The following is a 14739-nucleotide window of genomic DNA, read 5'->3' on the forward strand; positions in this document are numbered from 1 at the left end:
GTGGAGTCGCCGGAGCGCCGCCCGGCCGGAAGCGGCGGGCGGCGCTCGGTGACGTCGGGCGCTACTTGGTGGTCTCGGTGATGACCAGGAACTGGTCGGTGGCCAGGTCCATCACGACCCGGGCGTCGGTGGTGCCCTGGGCTCGCTGGGCGGCGGCGTATTCGTCAGCGGGCCAGGAGCCGCGGGGGTGGCCGGCGGGGAATCGCTCCAGGACGGTGCGCTGCGCGGGGAGGGTGGTCGTCATCGGAGGTCGCCTTCCTCGTAGGCGTCGATGAGGTCACCGATCGCGTCGGGGTTGGCGGCCTCGCCGACCCAGCGGCCGGACGCGGTGAATACCGGGACCTGGTCGCGGTCGGCGTCGAAGACGACGACGTAGTTCCCGAACCGCTCCAGTACGAGGTCGTAGAGCACGGCGGCCGGGGCGGCCTCGAGGACTTCCAGGCCGTCGACGGTGACGTGGGCGGGGGCCTTGGGGTCGTCGGGCTGGACCAGGGTGCCAGTGACGCGTACGAGGTCGCCGGGCTGGATCTCGCGCAGCAGGACGTCTGCGATGCGCGGGGCTCCGGTGGTGCAGGCGTACACGGTATCCGGTGCGTCGGGGGCGATCCGGTCCGCGTCGGCGGGGGAGTGGATCAGGTCGAAGCGGGCGGTTCCCCAGCCGGTGCCGGGGGCCGGGATCGCGTCGACGTAGCCGTCTATGGCCAGGTGCGTCTGGGGGTTCATCAGCGGGCCTCCGCCAGGGGCTTGGTGGAGCGGGGTCGGGGGGTGCGCTGCGCAAGGTCGAGGAGCTCGCGGTTGCGGCGCTGCTGGGCGGGGGTGAGCGGCCGGGCCTTCGGGCCGCGGCGGTGCCAGAGCGGCGAGGCCGGCGGCTCGGGATAGGCGAGGGCGCGGTCGACGTCGGGCTGGTTACTGCTCATGGGGGGCCTCCAGGTGGAGGTGAGGGGTTCAGGCGTGGTCGGTCGTCCCGCCGCCCTTGGGCGGGTCGGAGACGAACCGCATCTCGCCGGGGTTCGCCGCGTTCCAGAGCTCCGCGCAGACTTTGTGGACGGGCTCTTTGGCGTGGGACCTCAGCGGGGTGGTGGTGCCGCACAGCACGCACGGTGCGGGCGGGCCGAAGTGCGAGTAGTGGCGCCAGTTCAGGAGCTGGACCGGTGCCACGGGCTGCTCCGGCGGTGTCGGCACCGCGCGCAGATGGCGGCGCCGGGCGGTCACGGCCGCAAGTGCGGGAGCTGCTGGAGGACCTGGTCGACCAGATACTCGGTAGGTCGCCAGGGGCCGAGCTGCCCGCGTGCCGGGATCGGCAGGGCGAGGGCCTGGACGTCGCTGACCTCCAGATGCCACGCCCCGGGCTGCGCCCACTCGGTGCAGGGCGGGGAGCCGTCCGGGTCCTGGTGGCAGCCGGTCAGCCGGGCGACGCCGATCACGGCGCCGGTCGTCAGGTCGCGGCCGCGGATCGTGCGGGCGATCAGCGGCACCCGCAGGGAGGGCCGGTCGGTCTGCTGGCTCGCGTGCAGCAGCAGCCAGCCGCGCCACGACCAGGCCCGGGGCCTGTTCTCGATCGTCTTGGCCCCGGTGAGGAGGCAGGCGGCGTGCGGCTGCTTGACGCTGATGCCGCGGATCCAGTCGGCCGCCGGCGGAAGAGTCGCGCTGCTCATGCTGCCCGCCCCCACACGGCCGTGCCCGGCCTGCCCGGGCGACGCCCGTTGACGGTCGGCATGGCGGCGTGCGCGGCGGTCGCCAGCATCGCCTTCCCAGAGTGCTTCCCGTCGTACAGGGCTGCGTCGGCCGCCCTCTGCAGGCGCGGCAGGTCGCGTGCGCCGATCACGTCCGGGGTCGCGGCGCCGACCGAGGCGGCGACGTCGACCGTGCGACCGTCGTCCAGGGTGACCGGGGTGTGCAGCATTCGGACCAGCTGCTCCAGGCGCTGCTCCCGGCGTTCGGCGGGCAGCTCCAGGACCACGGCGAACTCATCGCCTCCGAGCCGGCCGACCGCCGCGCGCGGACCCGCCCAGGCCGTGAGCCGGGCCGCGATCGATGCGAGGACGGTGTCACCCGCCGCGTGCCCAAGGCCATCGTTGATCTCCTTGAACCTGTCGGCGTCGACCATGACCACGGCCGTTTCGTCGCCGTGGCGGGCCAGGAGTCGACGGGCACGGGCGGTGTAGGCGTCGCGGCGCAGCAGGCCGGTCAGCGGGTCGCGGCGGGTGGCGGCGAGCTGCCTGTGCAGCGAGACCGCGTGGACCGCCCAGCCGGTCAACGGCACGGCGGCGGTCGTCAGTAACAGGGTGCGTTGGCCGATCCGGCCCTGAACGCGCATGAGGGACGACATACTTGGGTTCTCCGTTTCGTCTCGTACGGGATGGATGGGCCCGGGGCAGCCGACGAAGCCGCCAAGCGCAGCGGCTGTCCCGGGGCGGAGCTACAGCTCGAAGTCGCCGTCGTCGGCGCTGGTCCAGCTGTAGGGGTTGTTCCAGCGGCCGGCCGTGGTGGCGGGCCAGTCGAGCTCCCAGCCGGGCCGGTAGCCGCAGGCTCCCCAGCCGTCCGGCTGTCCGTGGGGGATCTTGAGTCCGGCCGTCGCCGCGGCGCGTGCCGTGTCGTAGACCTCGTGTGCGATCCGTACGGCGGCGCTTCGGCTGTCGGCGCGGCCGGTGAAGACGTGCACGCCGCCCCGGTCCGGCGAGTGCGGGTCCGGGGTAGCACAGAGTGCGCGCAACTCAGGCGCGGGTTCAGCTGGCCGTCTCGATGCCGTCGCGCAGGTGGGTGCGCGCCCAGGCGAGCAGCGACGCCTGGTCGCCGTCCACGCTGGTCAGTGCGTCGGTGAGGTAGGCGGCCGCGCGGTCCAGTTCATCGCTGGCGTCCTGCCAGGCGCCGATGCTGGACGAAGCGAGGACGTCGCGGACTTCTTCGACCAGGTCGATGAAGGTGTTCGGGGTGGCGTCGCGCGGCGCCTGGTCGCCGATGAGGGCGGCGAGGTCGGCGGCGAAGCGGTCGTGGAGCGTGGCGAAGGTGTCGGTCTGGGTCTGGACGGCCATGGGTGGGTCTCCTTGTCAGAGGTCGGGCCGGATCGTGATGGGGAGGCGGCGGTCGCCGTAGTCGCGGCGGGGGTTGTGGACGGTGCGGCGGTGGGCGGCGAGGCCTGCGCTTCCGCCCTGGATGGGCAGGTGGCAGTCCGGGCAGCCGTGCCACCACTCAGCTCCGGCCGGGAGTTCGGCCGGGGTGAGCGGGTGCGGGTGCGGCCCGTCGGCGGCGCGGCTCACCCGCGGACCGCGTCCGCGTACTGGCCCTCCAGGTCGGCGCGGCCCTCGGGGTCGTCGTCCTGGTCGTCGCCGTTGTTGCGGCCGTGGACGGTGCAGACGATGTCCTCGTCGTCGTCCAGGTCGCCGTTGAGCGCGCGGTACAGGCAGGTGACGCTGTAGGCGGGCACCCAGGCGCGGCCGGTGCATTCGTCGTCGTGTGGGCACGGGACCAGCACGTCGAACCCGACGTCGCCCTTCCCGTCCACGTCGGTGCGCAGGGCGAGGGTGAGGTACTGCTGACCGAGGCGGATCTCGGCGACGCGGTCGCCGCCGGCCACGTTCGAGCCGGGCTTCCACTGCCACAGCGGCAGGATCTCCTCGCCGAACACCCGGGAGACGAGGTTCAGGTCACCGAGGCCGTCCCCGCCGTCCAGGCCGAGGTCGGCCTGCCGGGCCCCGCTCAGACGCTCCAGGAACGGCAGCAGCCGGCAGAGGCTGTCGGAGAAGACGATCTCGCGGAAGCCTTCGGCCTTGAGGGTGCGGTGCGAAGCGACCATGTCCTGGCGCTGCTTGACGACCACATCGTCCGGCACGGTGCGGTTGGCCGGCCGCGGGCCCTGCCGCTGGATGCAGACGCTGCCGGGGGTGGCGACCATGACCGCGACGGGCAGCATGCCGTGCCGCATGGCGGCGCCGACCAGCGGCTCCCTGGCCGCGCGGCTCACGTTGGTCGCGTCGACGACCGTGAACAGCCGGCGCCGCATCCTCGCCTCCAGGAGCAGGTGGAGGGCGGCGACCGCGTCGCCGGTCGCCGCCTGGTCGCCCGCGTCGTCGCTGACGACCTCGCGCAGCGCGTCCAGGGACAGCACCTGGGAGGCGGGCCACGTGCGCGCGATCGTGGACTTCCCGGCGCCGGACGGGCCGATGAGGACCACCAGGCTGTGCTCGGGCAACTCCGGGTAGATCAGCTCGGTCATGCGGATTCGCTCCTTGGGAGTGAAAGGGGTGCCGGGCAGCGTGGATGGGGCGTTGCCCGGCGGTGGTGGGGGAGCAGGGCGGCGGCTTTCGGGCAGCGCTGTCAGCGGGCGATGCTCCTTCTGGTCGGTCTGGGTGGGGATGCGAGCGAACGCGGGAGTCACCGGCGGCGGTGGCCCTTGCGCAGGGTGATCCAGGTGGTGATGAGGGCGGCGGCCACGCCGATCGCGCGGTGGGCCGCCTGGTCCAGCTCCATCAGTGCGGTGCCGGGACCGGAGACGTCCTGGACGGCCTTGGGGTACTCGCTGCCCTCGCCGCCGGCCTTGCGGACGACCGTGGCGTGCCTGATGTAGCCGGACTTTCCGGCCTTCGCCGCGAGCCAGAGCAGCGGATCGCGCCTGTCCAGGATTCCGTGGGTGACCGCGTTGATCGCCGCGCCGGTGAGCAGGGCATTGGCGGGGACGCGGTACCCGACGGCGCGGGTGACGGCAAGGGTGGAGGCGAGCTGCACGGCGCTGTAGCTGGCGACGTGTCGGCTCACCGAGCGGCGGCCGTACGCGCTGGCGGTGCAGGTGAGGCCCTCCTTGCCGTGCCGCCAGGGGTCCTCTTCCACCGGGGAGCCGTCGTTCTTGTAGACCAGGTGGGAGCCGTGCATGCCCTTGGTCGTCGCGTCGTGCGAGTTCTGCACGAACTGGTCCCCCAGTGCGTGGACCCCGTCGAAGACAGCGATCAGGGCGGCGACCAGGGCCAGGCCCTCAATGGCGCGGAGGCGATCGGTCATGATGGAAGTGCTCCTCATCTCGGATTCGGGGTGGGAATGCGGGGCGACCGACCTCTTGCCGATGCTGCGGACGCCCCGCAGTGCCCTCGTCCCCGGCCGCTGTCCGGCCGGGGACGAGGGCGTTCAGAACGGTGGCTCGTCCGGCCAGGCCGGGACGGGCAGGAGCCGGACGCGCAGCTCACGCCGGTTCGCCCAGCAGCCGCACGCCTCCATCTCCGGGAAGGCGCCACCGGTCCACCAGCCGCCCTCGCCGTGGCAGCGCGGGCAGCCCGGCCGGGGCCGGGCGGTGATCTCGATGCGGTGCCGGTCGGCATGGAGCTTGAGGTGGTCGGCCCTGAGCGCGGCGGCGGCCGTCGCCGCGGCGAGCGGGACGGCGGCGGCCAGCAGCAGGGCGCCGCGCAGGTGACGGGCGGTCACTTCAGCGGGATGGCGCGGCAGGCGGCAGCGTGGGTGTTGGCGTCCGGCCGGATGCAGAACAGGAAGTCCTCCTCGGGCCGGTCGGAGGAGTCTCCGCAGCCGTGGCAGTTCCAGCGGTTCTTGTCGGAGTGCTCGCCAGGGCCGGTGACGTCCACGTACGAGCCGCCGACCGTGATGAACCGGATCAGCAGGTCCCTGGGGCGGTCCGGCTCGGTGAAGGCGGCGAGGGTGGCGGTGCTCATGGGCTGGTGTCCTCTCGGATCAGGCGGCCAGCAGGTGCTTGGCCGGGGGAGCGACGTAGGAGGCGGGGTCGGCGGGCGTGCCGTCGAAGCACTCCAAGCAGGACCCCAAGGTCTTCAGAGGGAGACAGTGGAAATAGCGCCGGCCACAGGGGCCGGGACACGTCTGGCGAGCAGCCATCGCCTTGTCGAGCGCGGCTTCCTTCGCGAGCGTCATCGGGAGTTTCGGCTTCGCCAGGTCGATCCGGTACAGCCACGCCCACCGCTTCCCGCCGCGGCATTCGATCCGTGCGACGGGGTTGTGTCCGCCGGGGCGCAGTCCCATCTCCCGCAGCTGGCGGCGGGTTGCGAGGTTTTCGCGCCCGGCCTGCTTCCAGCGGAAGACCGGTAAGGAGCCGTCGCCGGGGTCGTACGGGTCGACGTCGACCAGGTCCTCGTCCTGGTCGGCCATCACCTGCTCCAGGTACCGGGGAGTCGGCGCTGGGGGAGCGAGTAGCGGGGGCCGGGACGCTGCGGGCGGGGCCGGCCGATCCGGCGGCGCGGGCGGGGGATGAGCACGAGTGATCTCCTCCAGCGGTTGGGTGGGTATCACCGCGCCCCGCTGACGTCGGTGCGTCGGCGGGGCGCGGGAGTTGGTGGCCGGGCGGCCTAATCCGGAATTAAGAGCGGTCCGTTGGGGCGACATCCGCGACGGAGCGTTCGAGCGGTGGCGGCCCCTGCGGTGCCGAGTGGATGCAAGCGGGCGGCTTGGCCCTTGAGGCCTTCGGACAGACGGGGCACGTCTCGGACCGCATCGGCCGCCACCGCGACCGATGGAAGCCACGGAACGCTGGACGTACGCCGAGCCGACGCCCAGCTCACAGCGAGTCCGGATGGTGTTGGCGCCCGCTGGCGCTGGGCGGACGCTTGACGTCCCTCCCGGCCTGCGATGCCTACCGAAAGATCGGCGACGCCCAGCGTCACCGAGCGTCAACACCATTTCGAACATCACTCGTTGGTGTTGGTGGTGCGAGCCCACTCCACGGTGACCTCTCACGACGCCCGAGCACCGAGCTCCCGCGAAGACCGAGGCCCGCGGGGCGAGCTGGTGCCACGAACAGCTACTGAGGTGGCGGACCGGCCTTGATGGGCTGAGTCCTGGGATTAGGTCGCTGCGTGGCCCGCGTGAGCTCGCGAACGATCAGCAAGAGCACGGCGGAGGGGAAAGACTTGATCTACTGCGGTATCGACTGGGCCGAGCGCACGCACGACGTCGCGCTGGTCGACGACAGCGGCCAGCTGCTCGCCAAGCGGCACATCACGGATGACGCGGCTGGCTACAAAATCCTCTTGGACCTGCTTGCCGACTACGGTGACTGTGAGGACAACCCGATCCCAGTCGCGATCGAAACCTCCCGCGGACTGTTGGTGGCCGTGCTCCGAAGCGGTAAGCGGCAGGTGTTCGCCATCAATCCGATGGCGGCTTCGCGCTACCGCGACCGGCACTCCGTTTCCCGCAAGAAGTCCGACCCCGGCGACGCCCTGGTCCTGGCGAACATCTTGCGCACTGACATGCACGCACACCGGCCTCTGCCACAGGACAGTGACCTGGCCCGTGCCGTCGCAGTTCTTGCACGTGCCCAGCAGGATGCCGTCTGGAACCGCCAACAGATCGCCAACCAGCTGCGCTCCCTGCTCCGTGAGTACTACCCGGCTGCCCTGGCAGCCGTGGAGACCTGGAAGAAGGGCCTTTGCCGGCCCGAGGCCCACGAGTTTCTCCGTCTCGCTCCCACGCCGAGGCGAGCCGCACGACTGACCCGTGCGCAACTCCGTTCGGCCCTCAAGCGGGCTGGCCGCCAGCGCGGCATCGAAGCCGAAGCCGACCGCCTCCACGAGGTCCTACGAGGCGACTGGGCTCATCAACCGCCGCTCGTCGAAGACGCTCTCGGTAAGCAGATGCTCGCCCTTCTCATTCAGCTTGAAGCCGCCTCCAAGGCAGCCACCGACCTCGAGGAGGCGGTGAACGAAGCATTCCCTCAGCACCCGGACGCTGACATCATCCTCAGTTTCCCGGGCCTCGGCGTCCAGCTCGGCGCCCGGGTGCTGGCCGAGATCGGCGACGACCGGCAGCGCTTCTCAGACGCTCGTGGGCTCAAGGCGTATGCCGGCGCATCACCCATCACCAGGGCGTCCGGCAAGAAGTCCAGCGTCACCAGGCGCTGGGTGAAGAATGACCGCCTCAACCATGCCGGCTACCTCTGGGCCTTCTCCGCCATCAGCGCCTCTCTTGGCGCCAAGACGCATTACCGCAAGCGCCGTGACGACCACGGCGACTGGCACGCAGCGGCCCAGCGAAACCTCTTCAATCGCATGCTCGGGCAGCTCTATCACTGCCTCCAGCAGAGCCAGCAATATGACGAGGCACTGGCCTTCCCAGCTCCGCCCGACGAGGTGGTCACCGCGGCCGCGTAACCGGAGGCGCTTTCTTACGACAGCGTTCTGGAGCGTGCCTACCTGCGGAGCAGGCGCCCCAGCACGGCACGGAGCCTCTCTCGCCCTGCCGTGACGCTCGCGTCCCACAGACCTGAGATGTCATCGCTCAGCGAGAGGGACTGGAGCCGTTGCTCGTCGGCGAGAAGGCTGGCACCCGCCACATTCCGGTCCAGCATCCCCATCGCGGTGAGCGCCACATGGCCGCAGGACTCCGCGTCATCAGCGTTGCCCGAGCCGTGGGCCAGCAGGGCGTACCGCAGGCAGAGGGCAGCGAAGAACGCGTAGGTGTCGGCGACATCGGTGATCCCCTCCTCGTTCGGCTGAAGCTCTGGGAACCGTTCCAGCAGGCGCACGCGCTCGGCGGCGTGAGCGAGTGGCCGGTCGGCATACCAAAGATCGCGAACGGTCTCCACGTAGAGGTCCAGGTCGGCTTCCCGCCCCGGCATGTTCGCCCGCAGGCCCACGAACAGCGGCGCCATGCGTTCGGCACAGGCAGCGACATACAGGCGGACCGCTTCGTCGTGCCCGTCACGAAGCGCCTCCGCGACGGCTCCCTCCACCAGCGTCTCCACGTCTCACTCTCATCCCGTTCGAACAGATCGACAGGCTACACAGTGATCCGAGGCCCTCAACTTGACGAGTTACATGCCTGAGGTGTCTGTCCGGTCCTCGCCGACCCGGGGGCGGGCGGGCGAGGGCCAGGCAGGGCGTCAGGTCTCAGCGGGTGCGGAGCAGTCGGGCGACCTTCTGCTGCAGTTGGTCGAAGAGGGTCGGGTGGGTGTGCCGCCAGGCGGTGCGGTCCACGCCGTCCTCCATGGCGAAGCTGCGGGAGGCCCCGCAGGTGCACGTCCAGGCGAAGGGCTCGGGGCGGTTGTCGTCGCGGGTGGCGGTGACCGTGATCGGGCGGCCGTCGTGGCGGCCGTGGTAGGTGCCGCCCCAGAGCGTGTTCGTGTTCTGCATGAGGTTTCCGTTCGGGTCCAGGCGCGGGGCCCTGGTCGGCGCGGCGCTAGCAAGAGCAAGAGGGTGGGCGGGCGTGCCTGTGGGTCAGCGCTGGAGCGGGTGGACGTTGTCCGGGTCGCCCAGGTCGTCGTGGACGGGCGCGGGCGGTGCCGGGACGTGGACCTCGGGGCGGATGTCGATGTGGGGCTGGAAGGCGGTGTGGATGACCGGTTGCAGGCTCAGGCCGCGCAGGGCGAAGACGGAGGCGATGGTCCAGGCGAGGACGGCGATTCCGGTGGCGACGGTGCGGCCGTCGGCGGGGGATGCGGACCACACCATGCCGATGCTTGCCGCTCCCCAGAGGGTGTAGGTGATGCGGGCGCCGGTGCTGTGGAAGAAGCCGCCGACCAGGCCGAACAGGCCGACCGCCTGCCAGAAGGCGTAGACGGCGGATCCGCTGACGGCGAGGCCGCCGGTGTGCTGGGCGATGTAGGAGCGGATCGGGGTGTCGATCACTGCCCAGAAGCTGTTGGAGGTCTCGGACGCCAACTGCGTTTCCGGGGGCGCGGTGGCGATCCGGTGGGCCACGGCGGAGACGATGTCGCCGGCGGCGTCCAGCACGATGATGAACGCGCAGACGCTGGCCAGGCTGAGCACCGCCTTGATCCAGTTGGCCATCCCGTGCCAGCCCGCGAACCGCGCGTGCCGGACGTCCTCCCACCGCTCGTACAGGAAGCCGCCCTGTTTCCAGGACGCGTCCCACGCTTCGCGTAGCCCGGCGAATCGCTTCGGAGGGCGGGGCCAGTCCTTCTCGTCGGGCGGCGGGGGCGTCTGGCTGAACAGGTCGAGGAAGCTCGGGTTGTGCTGACCGTTGATGGGGTGGCCGTTGACGGGCTTGTCGTCGGACTGCATGGCGGGGCGACTCCCTGGCTCGGGTTGGTGTGATGGGCGGTGGTGCGCAGGCCGGGCGGCCTGGCCCGCATCCGACCGCGAGGGGTTCGGGTGTGAGGCAGGTGGTCCGGAGCAGGGGGTTACTGAGTTTGTTGGCGTGTTGTCGTTGGGGGCTGACGGGGTGTGATCGTCGCGGTATGCCGGTTGTATGAGGTATCCGCAGGGTGGTGGGCTGACGCCTGAACGGCAGGCGTTTCGTGAGCGGATCCGGATGGAGGCCGCCGAACGGTTCGGCGCCGGCGCCTCCAACGCCGAGGTCGCCAAGGACTTACGGGTGAGCGTGCGCTCCGTTCAGCGGTGGCGCCTGGCCTGGCAGGACGCAGGCGCGGGCGGTCTTCGCTCGATGGGTCCGGTGTCGCTGCCCAAACTGAGCGAGCAGCTGTTCGCGGTACTGGAACAGGAGCTGGCCAGGGGCCCGGTCGCACACGGCTGGCCGGACCAGATCTGGACGCTGACGCGGATCAAGACGCTGATCGGGCGCCGGTTCCACAAGAGCATGTCCCTCTCGGCCATCGCGAAGATGCTGCACCGGCACGGCTTCAGCCACCAGGTCCCCGCCCGCCGCGCTGTGGAGCGCAACGAAGAAGCCGTCACAGGCTGGGTGAAGGAGACCTGGCCCCACGTGGAAACACCGCGGCGGCGCTCGGGGCCTGGCTGTGCTTCGAAGACGAAGCCGGCTTCTCGATGACGCCGCCCACCACGCGAACCTGGGCCCAGCGCGGTCACACACCCCTCATCCGCGTGCGGGGACGCTCCCAGCGCCGCTTCTCCATCGCGGCCCTGGCCTGCTACAAGCCGGGCGAACGCTCACGCCTGATCTACCGGCCCAAGCGGCACGTCGATCACAAGCGGGGCGGCAGACGCAGTTTCACCTGGACCGATTACCGCGACCTGCTCATCGCCGCCCACCAGCAGCTCGGTGCCCCCATCGTGCTCGTCTGGGACAACCTGAACGTCCACAAGGACGCCCGGCTGAGAGCGTTCATCGACGCTCACGACTGGATCACCTGCTACTTCCTGCCGGCCTACGCCCCCGACCTCAACCCGGTCGAGGGCCTCTGGTCACTGCTACGACGCACCAGCCAGGCCAACACCGCCTTCACCGACCCAGACCACCTGATACGCACCCTCCGGCATGGCCTCCGCCAGATCCAGTACCGCAGCAACCTCATCGACGGATGCCTCGCCGAAACCGGCCTCACCCTGACGACACCACGCCAACAAGCTCAGTAGAGGCCGCGTGCGTCGGCGAGGCTGGCGGCCTGGTCGACCATGCGGAGCGGGGTGCGGGCCGATCCGTGCGCGTCGTTGAAGGACGGCACGGAGTCGACGTCGTCGCCGAACTTGCGGCGGATCGCGTCCAGGAGCACGGCGGCCGCGTCGGCTTCCAGGCCGCTGTCGCCGCGGGCCTCGATCCTGATGGCCCCGAGCATGCAGCGGGCGCCGTCCTCGTCGATCAGGGCACCGGAGCACCAGCCGCCGGTGAGTAGCCGGTAGTGGGCGCGCTGCAGAAGGGCCGCGACCGGGGTCGGGTAGGACTCCGGCGGCGGCTGGAGCGTCGGGGTCAGCGGAACAGTGACGACGTCGGCCAGGTCCACGGGCTCGGTCTCGATGTGCGCCGTGTTGACCTCGTAGGCGACCTTCGCTTCGTCCAGCCTCACGCTCATCGCCGCGTTGATGAACGTCAGGCGTTCCTCGAGGGACAGCGCCGTCGGCGGCACAGGCGGTGCGGTGGTCGGGGTGGCCTGGTCTATGGCGGGGTGGGTCTGAGGCATCGGGGCTCCCTGGAGACGTCGAAGGCGCGGGCGGGGTGGCGCCTTCGACGCCGGCGGCCGGGGCGGTTTTCAGATGCTGGAGATCCAGCCGGTGACGGTGCCGATCGCGTCGGTGATGAGCGGTGCGGCGCCGGTGGAGGCGAGGAAGAAACCGAACAGGCCGCAGGCCAGGGCCGGTCCGAGGCGTACGGAGCCGCCCCGGATGAGGACGAAGACGACGATGCCGAGCAGGACGACGGCGGAGATCGAAACGGCCACGGGCGGTGTGTCCTTCCAGGTGTGGGCAGGGCCCGGCCGGTGCGGCCGGGCCCTGCGGGTTGGGGTGCGGGGTGGGTCAGACGCCGGAGAGGTTCTTGATGGCCTCCAGCGCCTGGCGGGGAGAGGTGACCGCGTCGCGGCGCGTGGCGGACCTCCCGCCGCCGCGGCGTGGGCCGCCACCGCCGCCCTTCTTGGGAGCGCCGTCGTCCTCGCCGTCCTCGCCGCCGCCCGGCTCGTCACCGAACTCGCCGGGCCGGGGCGGCTCGGTCCAGTCGAACCACAGGCCCCGCGCTTCGAGCTCGCGGATCTCGTAGTCGGTCAGGGTGGCGACGGTGTCGGGGAAGAACTCGTCGATACCGGCCTTGAAGTCCATGAACAGCGTGCGCAGGACGTCCGGCTGCGTTCCTTCCACGATCCAGCCCGCGCCGCCGGTGTTGGAGTCGGCCGGCGGCTCGGGCTCGCCGCGCATCACGCGCTCGATCCGGCCAGCCTCGGCCGGGGAGAAGGAGCGGGGGAGCGGGTCGGGGACGTGCTCGGGCGGGATGCCCAGGGCCTTGAACATGTCGCCGACCTTCTTCGGCGCGACCTTGAGGACGACCGGGATGCAGTTCTCGCGCAGGTTCTCGCACAGCAGCTGCGTGAAACCGTCCTGGACGTAGATGGACTGGCCGGCCACCTTGATGCCGACCGCGTACTTGCGGCCCTTGACCGACACCAGCTCCGCGAGGTCCATGATCTCTGCGCCGTAGTCGCCGTTGCGGGCGGCGGAGAGGAACTCATCGAGGTAGGCGGACAGCATCCGGTAGGGGCAGCCTGGCCGGGTCGGGTCCCACTCGTGGACCTCGCCGTCTTCCCACGGCATCTCGCCGCGGATCTCCATGAGCGCGTTCAGGACCCGCAGGAGCCGGATCATGTACAGCGCACCGACGCCGTAGTGGGCAGTGTGCTTGCCCAGTGCGGCGGTCTTCTCATCCGGGGCTTCGGTGGCCAACATGACCACGGCGCCGAACAGAGCGTCCGCCGCGACGTGCAGGCCCATCAGCTGGGTCTTGCCGCCGCCGGACGGGGCGACGAACAGGCCGTGGGCGGCGCCCCGGTCGGTGTAGACGCGGTTGCGGGCGGGCTGGCCGTTGCCGAGGTAGCCGGTCACCCATCGGCCGTCCTTGTCGGGGGTGAGCAGTTCCCTGGTGGCGGGGAAGACCTGCGCAAGGGGCGAGCTGTCCCATAGGGAGACCAGGACCTGACTGCCGTCGACGGTGACGAACAGCCGGCCTTCGTCGTACTTGGTCTTCAGCGCGGCCGCTAGGGCGTGCTTGTTGACGCGCGGCTCGCCCATCTCGTCGGGGACCTGGGCGATGTAGTGGGTGACCTTGCGCTCCTTGTCGCGGACTTCCTTGACGAACTCCGAGCCGGGCACCGGGCCGCTTGCGATCCGGTCGGCCCACCACTCGTGGGCGGTGGGGTCCTTGCGGCGCCGGTCGTTCGCATCGGGGGTGACGTGGACCTCCTTCCAGGCGGGGCCGCCCTCGCGCCCGTACTGGCGGACGACTTCCTTGATGGTCACGTCGGTGACGTCGACGCCGAACGCGGCGGCGATGTCGTCTTCCCTGAGACCGGAGATGGCCCGGCCGGCCTCGGAGGCGCGCAGCAGCAGCGACAGGTCGTTGGGCATGCCGTCGTGCGGGGTGGCCTTGATGACGATGGTGCGGCCGGGCATGCCGCGGTTCTCCCACAGCCAGCGGACCTGCCGGGTGAAGGCGTCGGCGCCGTCGTCCGGCTGCGCCGGGGACTGTTCGGGGGTGGGCTGGAGCTGCGGCGCGGGGGCCGGGGCGGCGAGAGCGGGACGGTGACGGCGGCGGGTGTGCCGGGAGAACGGCATCACCAGCAGGCCGGCCGCTGCCCATCCGGCCGCCAGGAGCGCGTCCATGCACCACGGTCCCCAGCCGATCGTGTGCCGGGCGGCGACGTCGATGGCGGCGGCGGCCACGAGCGGGGACCAGCGCAGGATCTTGCGTCCCGCGCCGGACTCGTCGCTCTTGCAGGCGAGGAACCAGCCGCCGACGCCAGCAGCGCCGGCCAGCTGCACGACCGTGTTGACGGGGCTGTCGGGGTAGAAGTTCGGGACCGCGGCGAGGACCGGGGCGGCCAGGGTGTAGAGGGTGCGCTCCAGGGCGACGCTGCGCGGCACGGACACGGGGGATTCTCCTTCGCGAGATGGCGATGGGCGGCCCGCCGTCGGTGGCGGGCCGCCCATCAGGGGCTTTCGGAGAGGTGGGGGTCAGTGGGCGAAGAAACCCGGCTTGGGGGTGCGCTCCTTGCGGCCGGAGCGGACGGTGTCCAGGCCCTCGTACAGCCGCGCGTGCGTACGCCGCGCGTCGTGGGCCAGGCCGGACACCTCGTGAGCCGTCTCGTGGAGCTGCTGCACCGCTACGGCGGCACCGCCCAGGGCGACGGCCACCTGGTTGGTCATCTCGATGAACTTGCGGTCGAGTTCGGCGTTGGCGATGTCGACGGCCAGGCCCTCCGCGCGCTGGGCGTTCATGCGCATCGCGCGCAGCAGCGCCTCGAGCTCGTTGCTGGCCAGGTCCATGGCCTTGCCCAGCGTCTTGAGCTTCTGCTGGACGGCCTTGTAGCGGTTGTCGCCATCAGTTCGGGCGGCAGCGCCGCCGGTGGTGGGTGCGAGGTCGCTCACGGCG

General features: G+C 71.2%; 23 protein-coding genes. 2 read left to right on the forward strand and 21 right to left on the reverse strand.

The features are described from left to right. Positions 1 to 61 precede the first annotated feature (61 nt). From AC6I72_RS38335 to AC6I72_RS38400, 14 genes are all read right to left on the reverse strand, one after another. The gene (locus AC6I72_RS38335) at positions 62 to 244 is read right to left on the reverse strand and encodes a DUF8839 family protein (protein ID WP_498006596.1); all 183 of its coding nucleotides are present in this window, start codon (positions 242 to 244) and stop codon (positions 62 to 64) included. Then, complete coding sequence (locus AC6I72_RS38340) at positions 241 to 723, reverse strand: hypothetical protein (RefSeq protein ID WP_498006598.1); 483 nt, start codon at positions 721 to 723, stop codon at positions 241 to 243. Before AC6I72_RS38340 ends, AC6I72_RS38335 begins: the two co-directional genes overlap by 4 nt. After that, complete coding sequence (locus AC6I72_RS38345) at positions 723 to 917, reverse strand: hypothetical protein (protein WP_498006600.1); 195 nt, start codon at positions 915 to 917, stop codon at positions 723 to 725. The genes AC6I72_RS38340 and AC6I72_RS38345 overlap by 1 nt, the downstream gene beginning before the upstream one ends. Before the next feature lie 28 nt (positions 918 to 945). Continuing rightward, a complete protein-coding gene (locus AC6I72_RS38350; protein WP_498006602.1) occupies positions 946 to 1212 on the reverse strand; it encodes a hypothetical protein in 267 nt (88 codons plus the stop codon). After that, entirely contained in the window at positions 1209 to 1655 is a 447-nt protein-coding gene (locus AC6I72_RS38355) for an ASCH domain-containing protein (RefSeq protein WP_498006604.1), read from the reverse strand. The genes AC6I72_RS38350 and AC6I72_RS38355 overlap by 4 nt, the downstream gene beginning before the upstream one ends. Then, positions 1652 to 2329 (reverse strand): GGDEF domain-containing protein, encoded by a 678-nt coding sequence (locus AC6I72_RS38360; RefSeq protein WP_498006605.1) that lies wholly within the window; start codon positions 2327 to 2329, stop codon positions 1652 to 1654. Before AC6I72_RS38360 ends, AC6I72_RS38355 begins: the two co-directional genes overlap by 4 nt. A 90-nt stretch (positions 2330 to 2419) precedes the next feature. Then, positions 2420 to 2662: a hypothetical protein gene (locus tag AC6I72_RS38365; RefSeq protein ID WP_498006606.1), complete on the reverse strand. Its 243-nt coding sequence runs from the start codon at positions 2660 to 2662 to the stop codon at positions 2420 to 2422. Positions 2663 to 2726: 64 nt separating this feature from the next. Continuing rightward, entirely contained in the window at positions 2727 to 3032 is a 306-nt protein-coding gene (locus AC6I72_RS38370) for a hypothetical protein (protein ID WP_498006608.1), read from the reverse strand. 15 nt (positions 3033 to 3047) lie between these two features. Further along, positions 3048 to 3257 (reverse strand): hypothetical protein, encoded by a 210-nt coding sequence (locus tag AC6I72_RS38375; protein WP_498006610.1) that lies wholly within the window; start codon positions 3255 to 3257, stop codon positions 3048 to 3050. Then, positions 3254 to 4213, reverse strand: coding sequence for an AAA family ATPase (locus AC6I72_RS38380; RefSeq protein WP_498006612.1), 960 nt, complete (start codon positions 4211 to 4213; stop codon positions 3254 to 3256). The genes AC6I72_RS38375 and AC6I72_RS38380 overlap by 4 nt, the downstream gene beginning before the upstream one ends. A gap of 158 nt (positions 4214 to 4371) precedes the next feature. Continuing rightward, a complete protein-coding gene (locus tag AC6I72_RS38385; RefSeq protein WP_498006613.1) occupies positions 4372 to 4992 on the reverse strand; it encodes a hypothetical protein in 621 nt (206 codons plus the stop codon). A 123-nt stretch (positions 4993 to 5115) separates the two neighbouring features. Further along, positions 5116 to 5409, reverse strand: coding sequence for a hypothetical protein (locus AC6I72_RS38390; protein WP_498006615.1), 294 nt, complete (start codon positions 5407 to 5409; stop codon positions 5116 to 5118). Beyond that, positions 5406 to 5651, reverse strand: coding sequence for a hypothetical protein (locus tag AC6I72_RS38395; protein ID WP_498006617.1), 246 nt, complete (start codon positions 5649 to 5651; stop codon positions 5406 to 5408). Before AC6I72_RS38395 ends, AC6I72_RS38390 begins: the two co-directional genes overlap by 4 nt. A gap of 19 nt (positions 5652 to 5670) precedes the next feature. Further along, positions 5671 to 6099, reverse strand: a complete 429-nt coding sequence (locus tag AC6I72_RS38400) for an RRQRL motif-containing zinc-binding protein (protein WP_498006618.1) — start codon at positions 6097 to 6099, stop codon at positions 5671 to 5673. Between the two features lie 758 nt (positions 6100 to 6857). Here AC6I72_RS38400 and AC6I72_RS38405 point away from each other — a divergent pair. After that, complete coding sequence (locus AC6I72_RS38405) at positions 6858 to 8099, forward strand: IS110 family RNA-guided transposase (RefSeq protein ID WP_498006873.1); 1242 nt, start codon at positions 6858 to 6860, stop codon at positions 8097 to 8099. Between the two features lie 38 nt (positions 8100 to 8137). Here the strand turns inward: AC6I72_RS38405 and AC6I72_RS38410 are convergent, their stop codons facing one another. From AC6I72_RS38410 to AC6I72_RS38420, 3 genes are all read right to left on the reverse strand, one after another. Further along, positions 8138 to 8692, reverse strand: coding sequence for a hypothetical protein (locus tag AC6I72_RS38410; protein ID WP_498006620.1), 555 nt, complete (start codon positions 8690 to 8692; stop codon positions 8138 to 8140). A 145-nt stretch (positions 8693 to 8837) separates the two neighbouring features. After that, positions 8838 to 9080, reverse strand: coding sequence for a hypothetical protein (locus AC6I72_RS38415; protein ID WP_498006622.1), 243 nt, complete (start codon positions 9078 to 9080; stop codon positions 8838 to 8840). Positions 9081 to 9164: 84 nt separating this feature from the next. Continuing rightward, positions 9165 to 9971, reverse strand: a complete 807-nt coding sequence (locus AC6I72_RS38420) for a hypothetical protein (protein WP_498006623.1) — start codon at positions 9969 to 9971, stop codon at positions 9165 to 9167. A gap of 187 nt (positions 9972 to 10158) precedes the next feature. On the opposite strand from AC6I72_RS38420, the gene AC6I72_RS38425 reads away from it, so the two are divergent. Then, positions 10159 to 11243 (forward strand): IS630 family transposase gene (locus AC6I72_RS38425; protein ID WP_498006538.1). Its coding sequence is split into 2 segments (ribosomal slippage): positions 10159 to 10684 and positions 10684 to 11243, totalling 1086 coding nucleotides; the frame shifts between segments, so codons are not numbered across the junction. On the opposite strand, the gene AC6I72_RS38430 is transcribed toward AC6I72_RS38425, so the two are convergent. The 4 genes from AC6I72_RS38430 to AC6I72_RS38445 all read right to left on the reverse strand — a co-directional run bounded on the left by AC6I72_RS38430 (position 11237) and on the right by AC6I72_RS38445 (position 14735). Further along, positions 11237 to 11785: a DUF6197 family protein gene (locus tag AC6I72_RS38430; protein WP_498006624.1), complete on the reverse strand. Its 549-nt coding sequence runs from the start codon at positions 11783 to 11785 to the stop codon at positions 11237 to 11239. The two genes, AC6I72_RS38425 and AC6I72_RS38430, sit on opposite strands and share 7 nt — an antisense overlap. A gap of 69 nt (positions 11786 to 11854) precedes the next feature. After that, positions 11855 to 12043, reverse strand: coding sequence for a hypothetical protein (locus AC6I72_RS38435; protein WP_199579408.1), 189 nt, complete (start codon positions 12041 to 12043; stop codon positions 11855 to 11857). Positions 12044 to 12119: 76 nt separating this feature from the next. Continuing rightward, positions 12120 to 14237 carry a chromosome segregation protein ParM gene (locus AC6I72_RS38440; RefSeq protein WP_498006626.1) on the reverse strand — a complete coding sequence of 706 codons (2118 nt, stop codon included), beginning with the start codon at positions 14235 to 14237 and terminating at the stop codon, positions 12120 to 12122. An 84-nt stretch (positions 14238 to 14321) separates the two neighbouring features. Then, positions 14322 to 14735, reverse strand: coding sequence for a conjugal transfer protein TraB (locus AC6I72_RS38445; RefSeq protein ID WP_498006628.1), 414 nt, complete (start codon positions 14733 to 14735; stop codon positions 14322 to 14324). Between the last annotated feature and the right edge of the window lie 4 nt (positions 14736 to 14739).

It is taken from the genome of Streptomyces sp. Xyl84 (assembly GCF_059731885.1).

Excerpts from the sequence above, each read along its gene's own strand:
- AC6I72_RS38335 (WP_498006596.1), bottom strand. The coding sequence starts at position 244 with ATGACGACCACCCTCCCCGCGCAGCGCACCGTCCTGGAGCGATTCCCC.
- AC6I72_RS38340 (WP_498006598.1), bottom strand. The coding sequence starts at position 723 with ATGAACCCCCAGACGCACCTGGCCATAGACGGCTACGTCGACGCGATC.
- AC6I72_RS38345 (WP_498006600.1), bottom strand. The coding sequence starts at position 917 with ATGAGCAGTAACCAGCCCGACGTCGACCGCGCCCTCGCCTATCCCGAG.
- AC6I72_RS38355 (WP_498006604.1), bottom strand. The coding sequence starts at position 1,655 with ATGAGCAGCGCGACTCTTCCGCCGGCGGCCGACTGGATCCGCGGCATC.
- AC6I72_RS38360 (WP_498006605.1), bottom strand. The coding sequence starts at position 2,329 with ATGTCGTCCCTCATGCGCGTTCAGGGCCGGATCGGCCAACGCACCCTG.
- AC6I72_RS38370 (WP_498006608.1), bottom strand. The coding sequence starts at position 3,032 with ATGGCCGTCCAGACCCAGACCGACACCTTCGCCACGCTCCACGACCGC.
- AC6I72_RS38380 (WP_498006612.1), bottom strand. The coding sequence starts at position 4,213 with ATGACCGAGCTGATCTACCCGGAGTTGCCCGAGCACAGCCTGGTGGTC.
- AC6I72_RS38385 (WP_498006613.1), bottom strand. The coding sequence starts at position 4,992 with ATGACCGATCGCCTCCGCGCCATTGAGGGCCTGGCCCTGGTCGCCGCC.
- AC6I72_RS38395 (WP_498006617.1), bottom strand. The coding sequence starts at position 5,651 with ATGAGCACCGCCACCCTCGCCGCCTTCACCGAGCCGGACCGCCCCAGG.
- AC6I72_RS38400 (WP_498006618.1), bottom strand. The coding sequence starts at position 6,099 with ATGGCCGACCAGGACGAGGACCTGGTCGACGTCGACCCGTACGACCCC.
- AC6I72_RS38415 (WP_498006622.1), bottom strand. The coding sequence starts at position 9,080 with ATGCAGAACACGAACACGCTCTGGGGCGGCACCTACCACGGCCGCCAC.
- AC6I72_RS38420 (WP_498006623.1), bottom strand. The coding sequence starts at position 9,971 with ATGCAGTCCGACGACAAGCCCGTCAACGGCCACCCCATCAACGGTCAG.
- AC6I72_RS38430 (WP_498006624.1), bottom strand. The coding sequence starts at position 11,785 with ATGCCTCAGACCCACCCCGCCATAGACCAGGCCACCCCGACCACCGCA.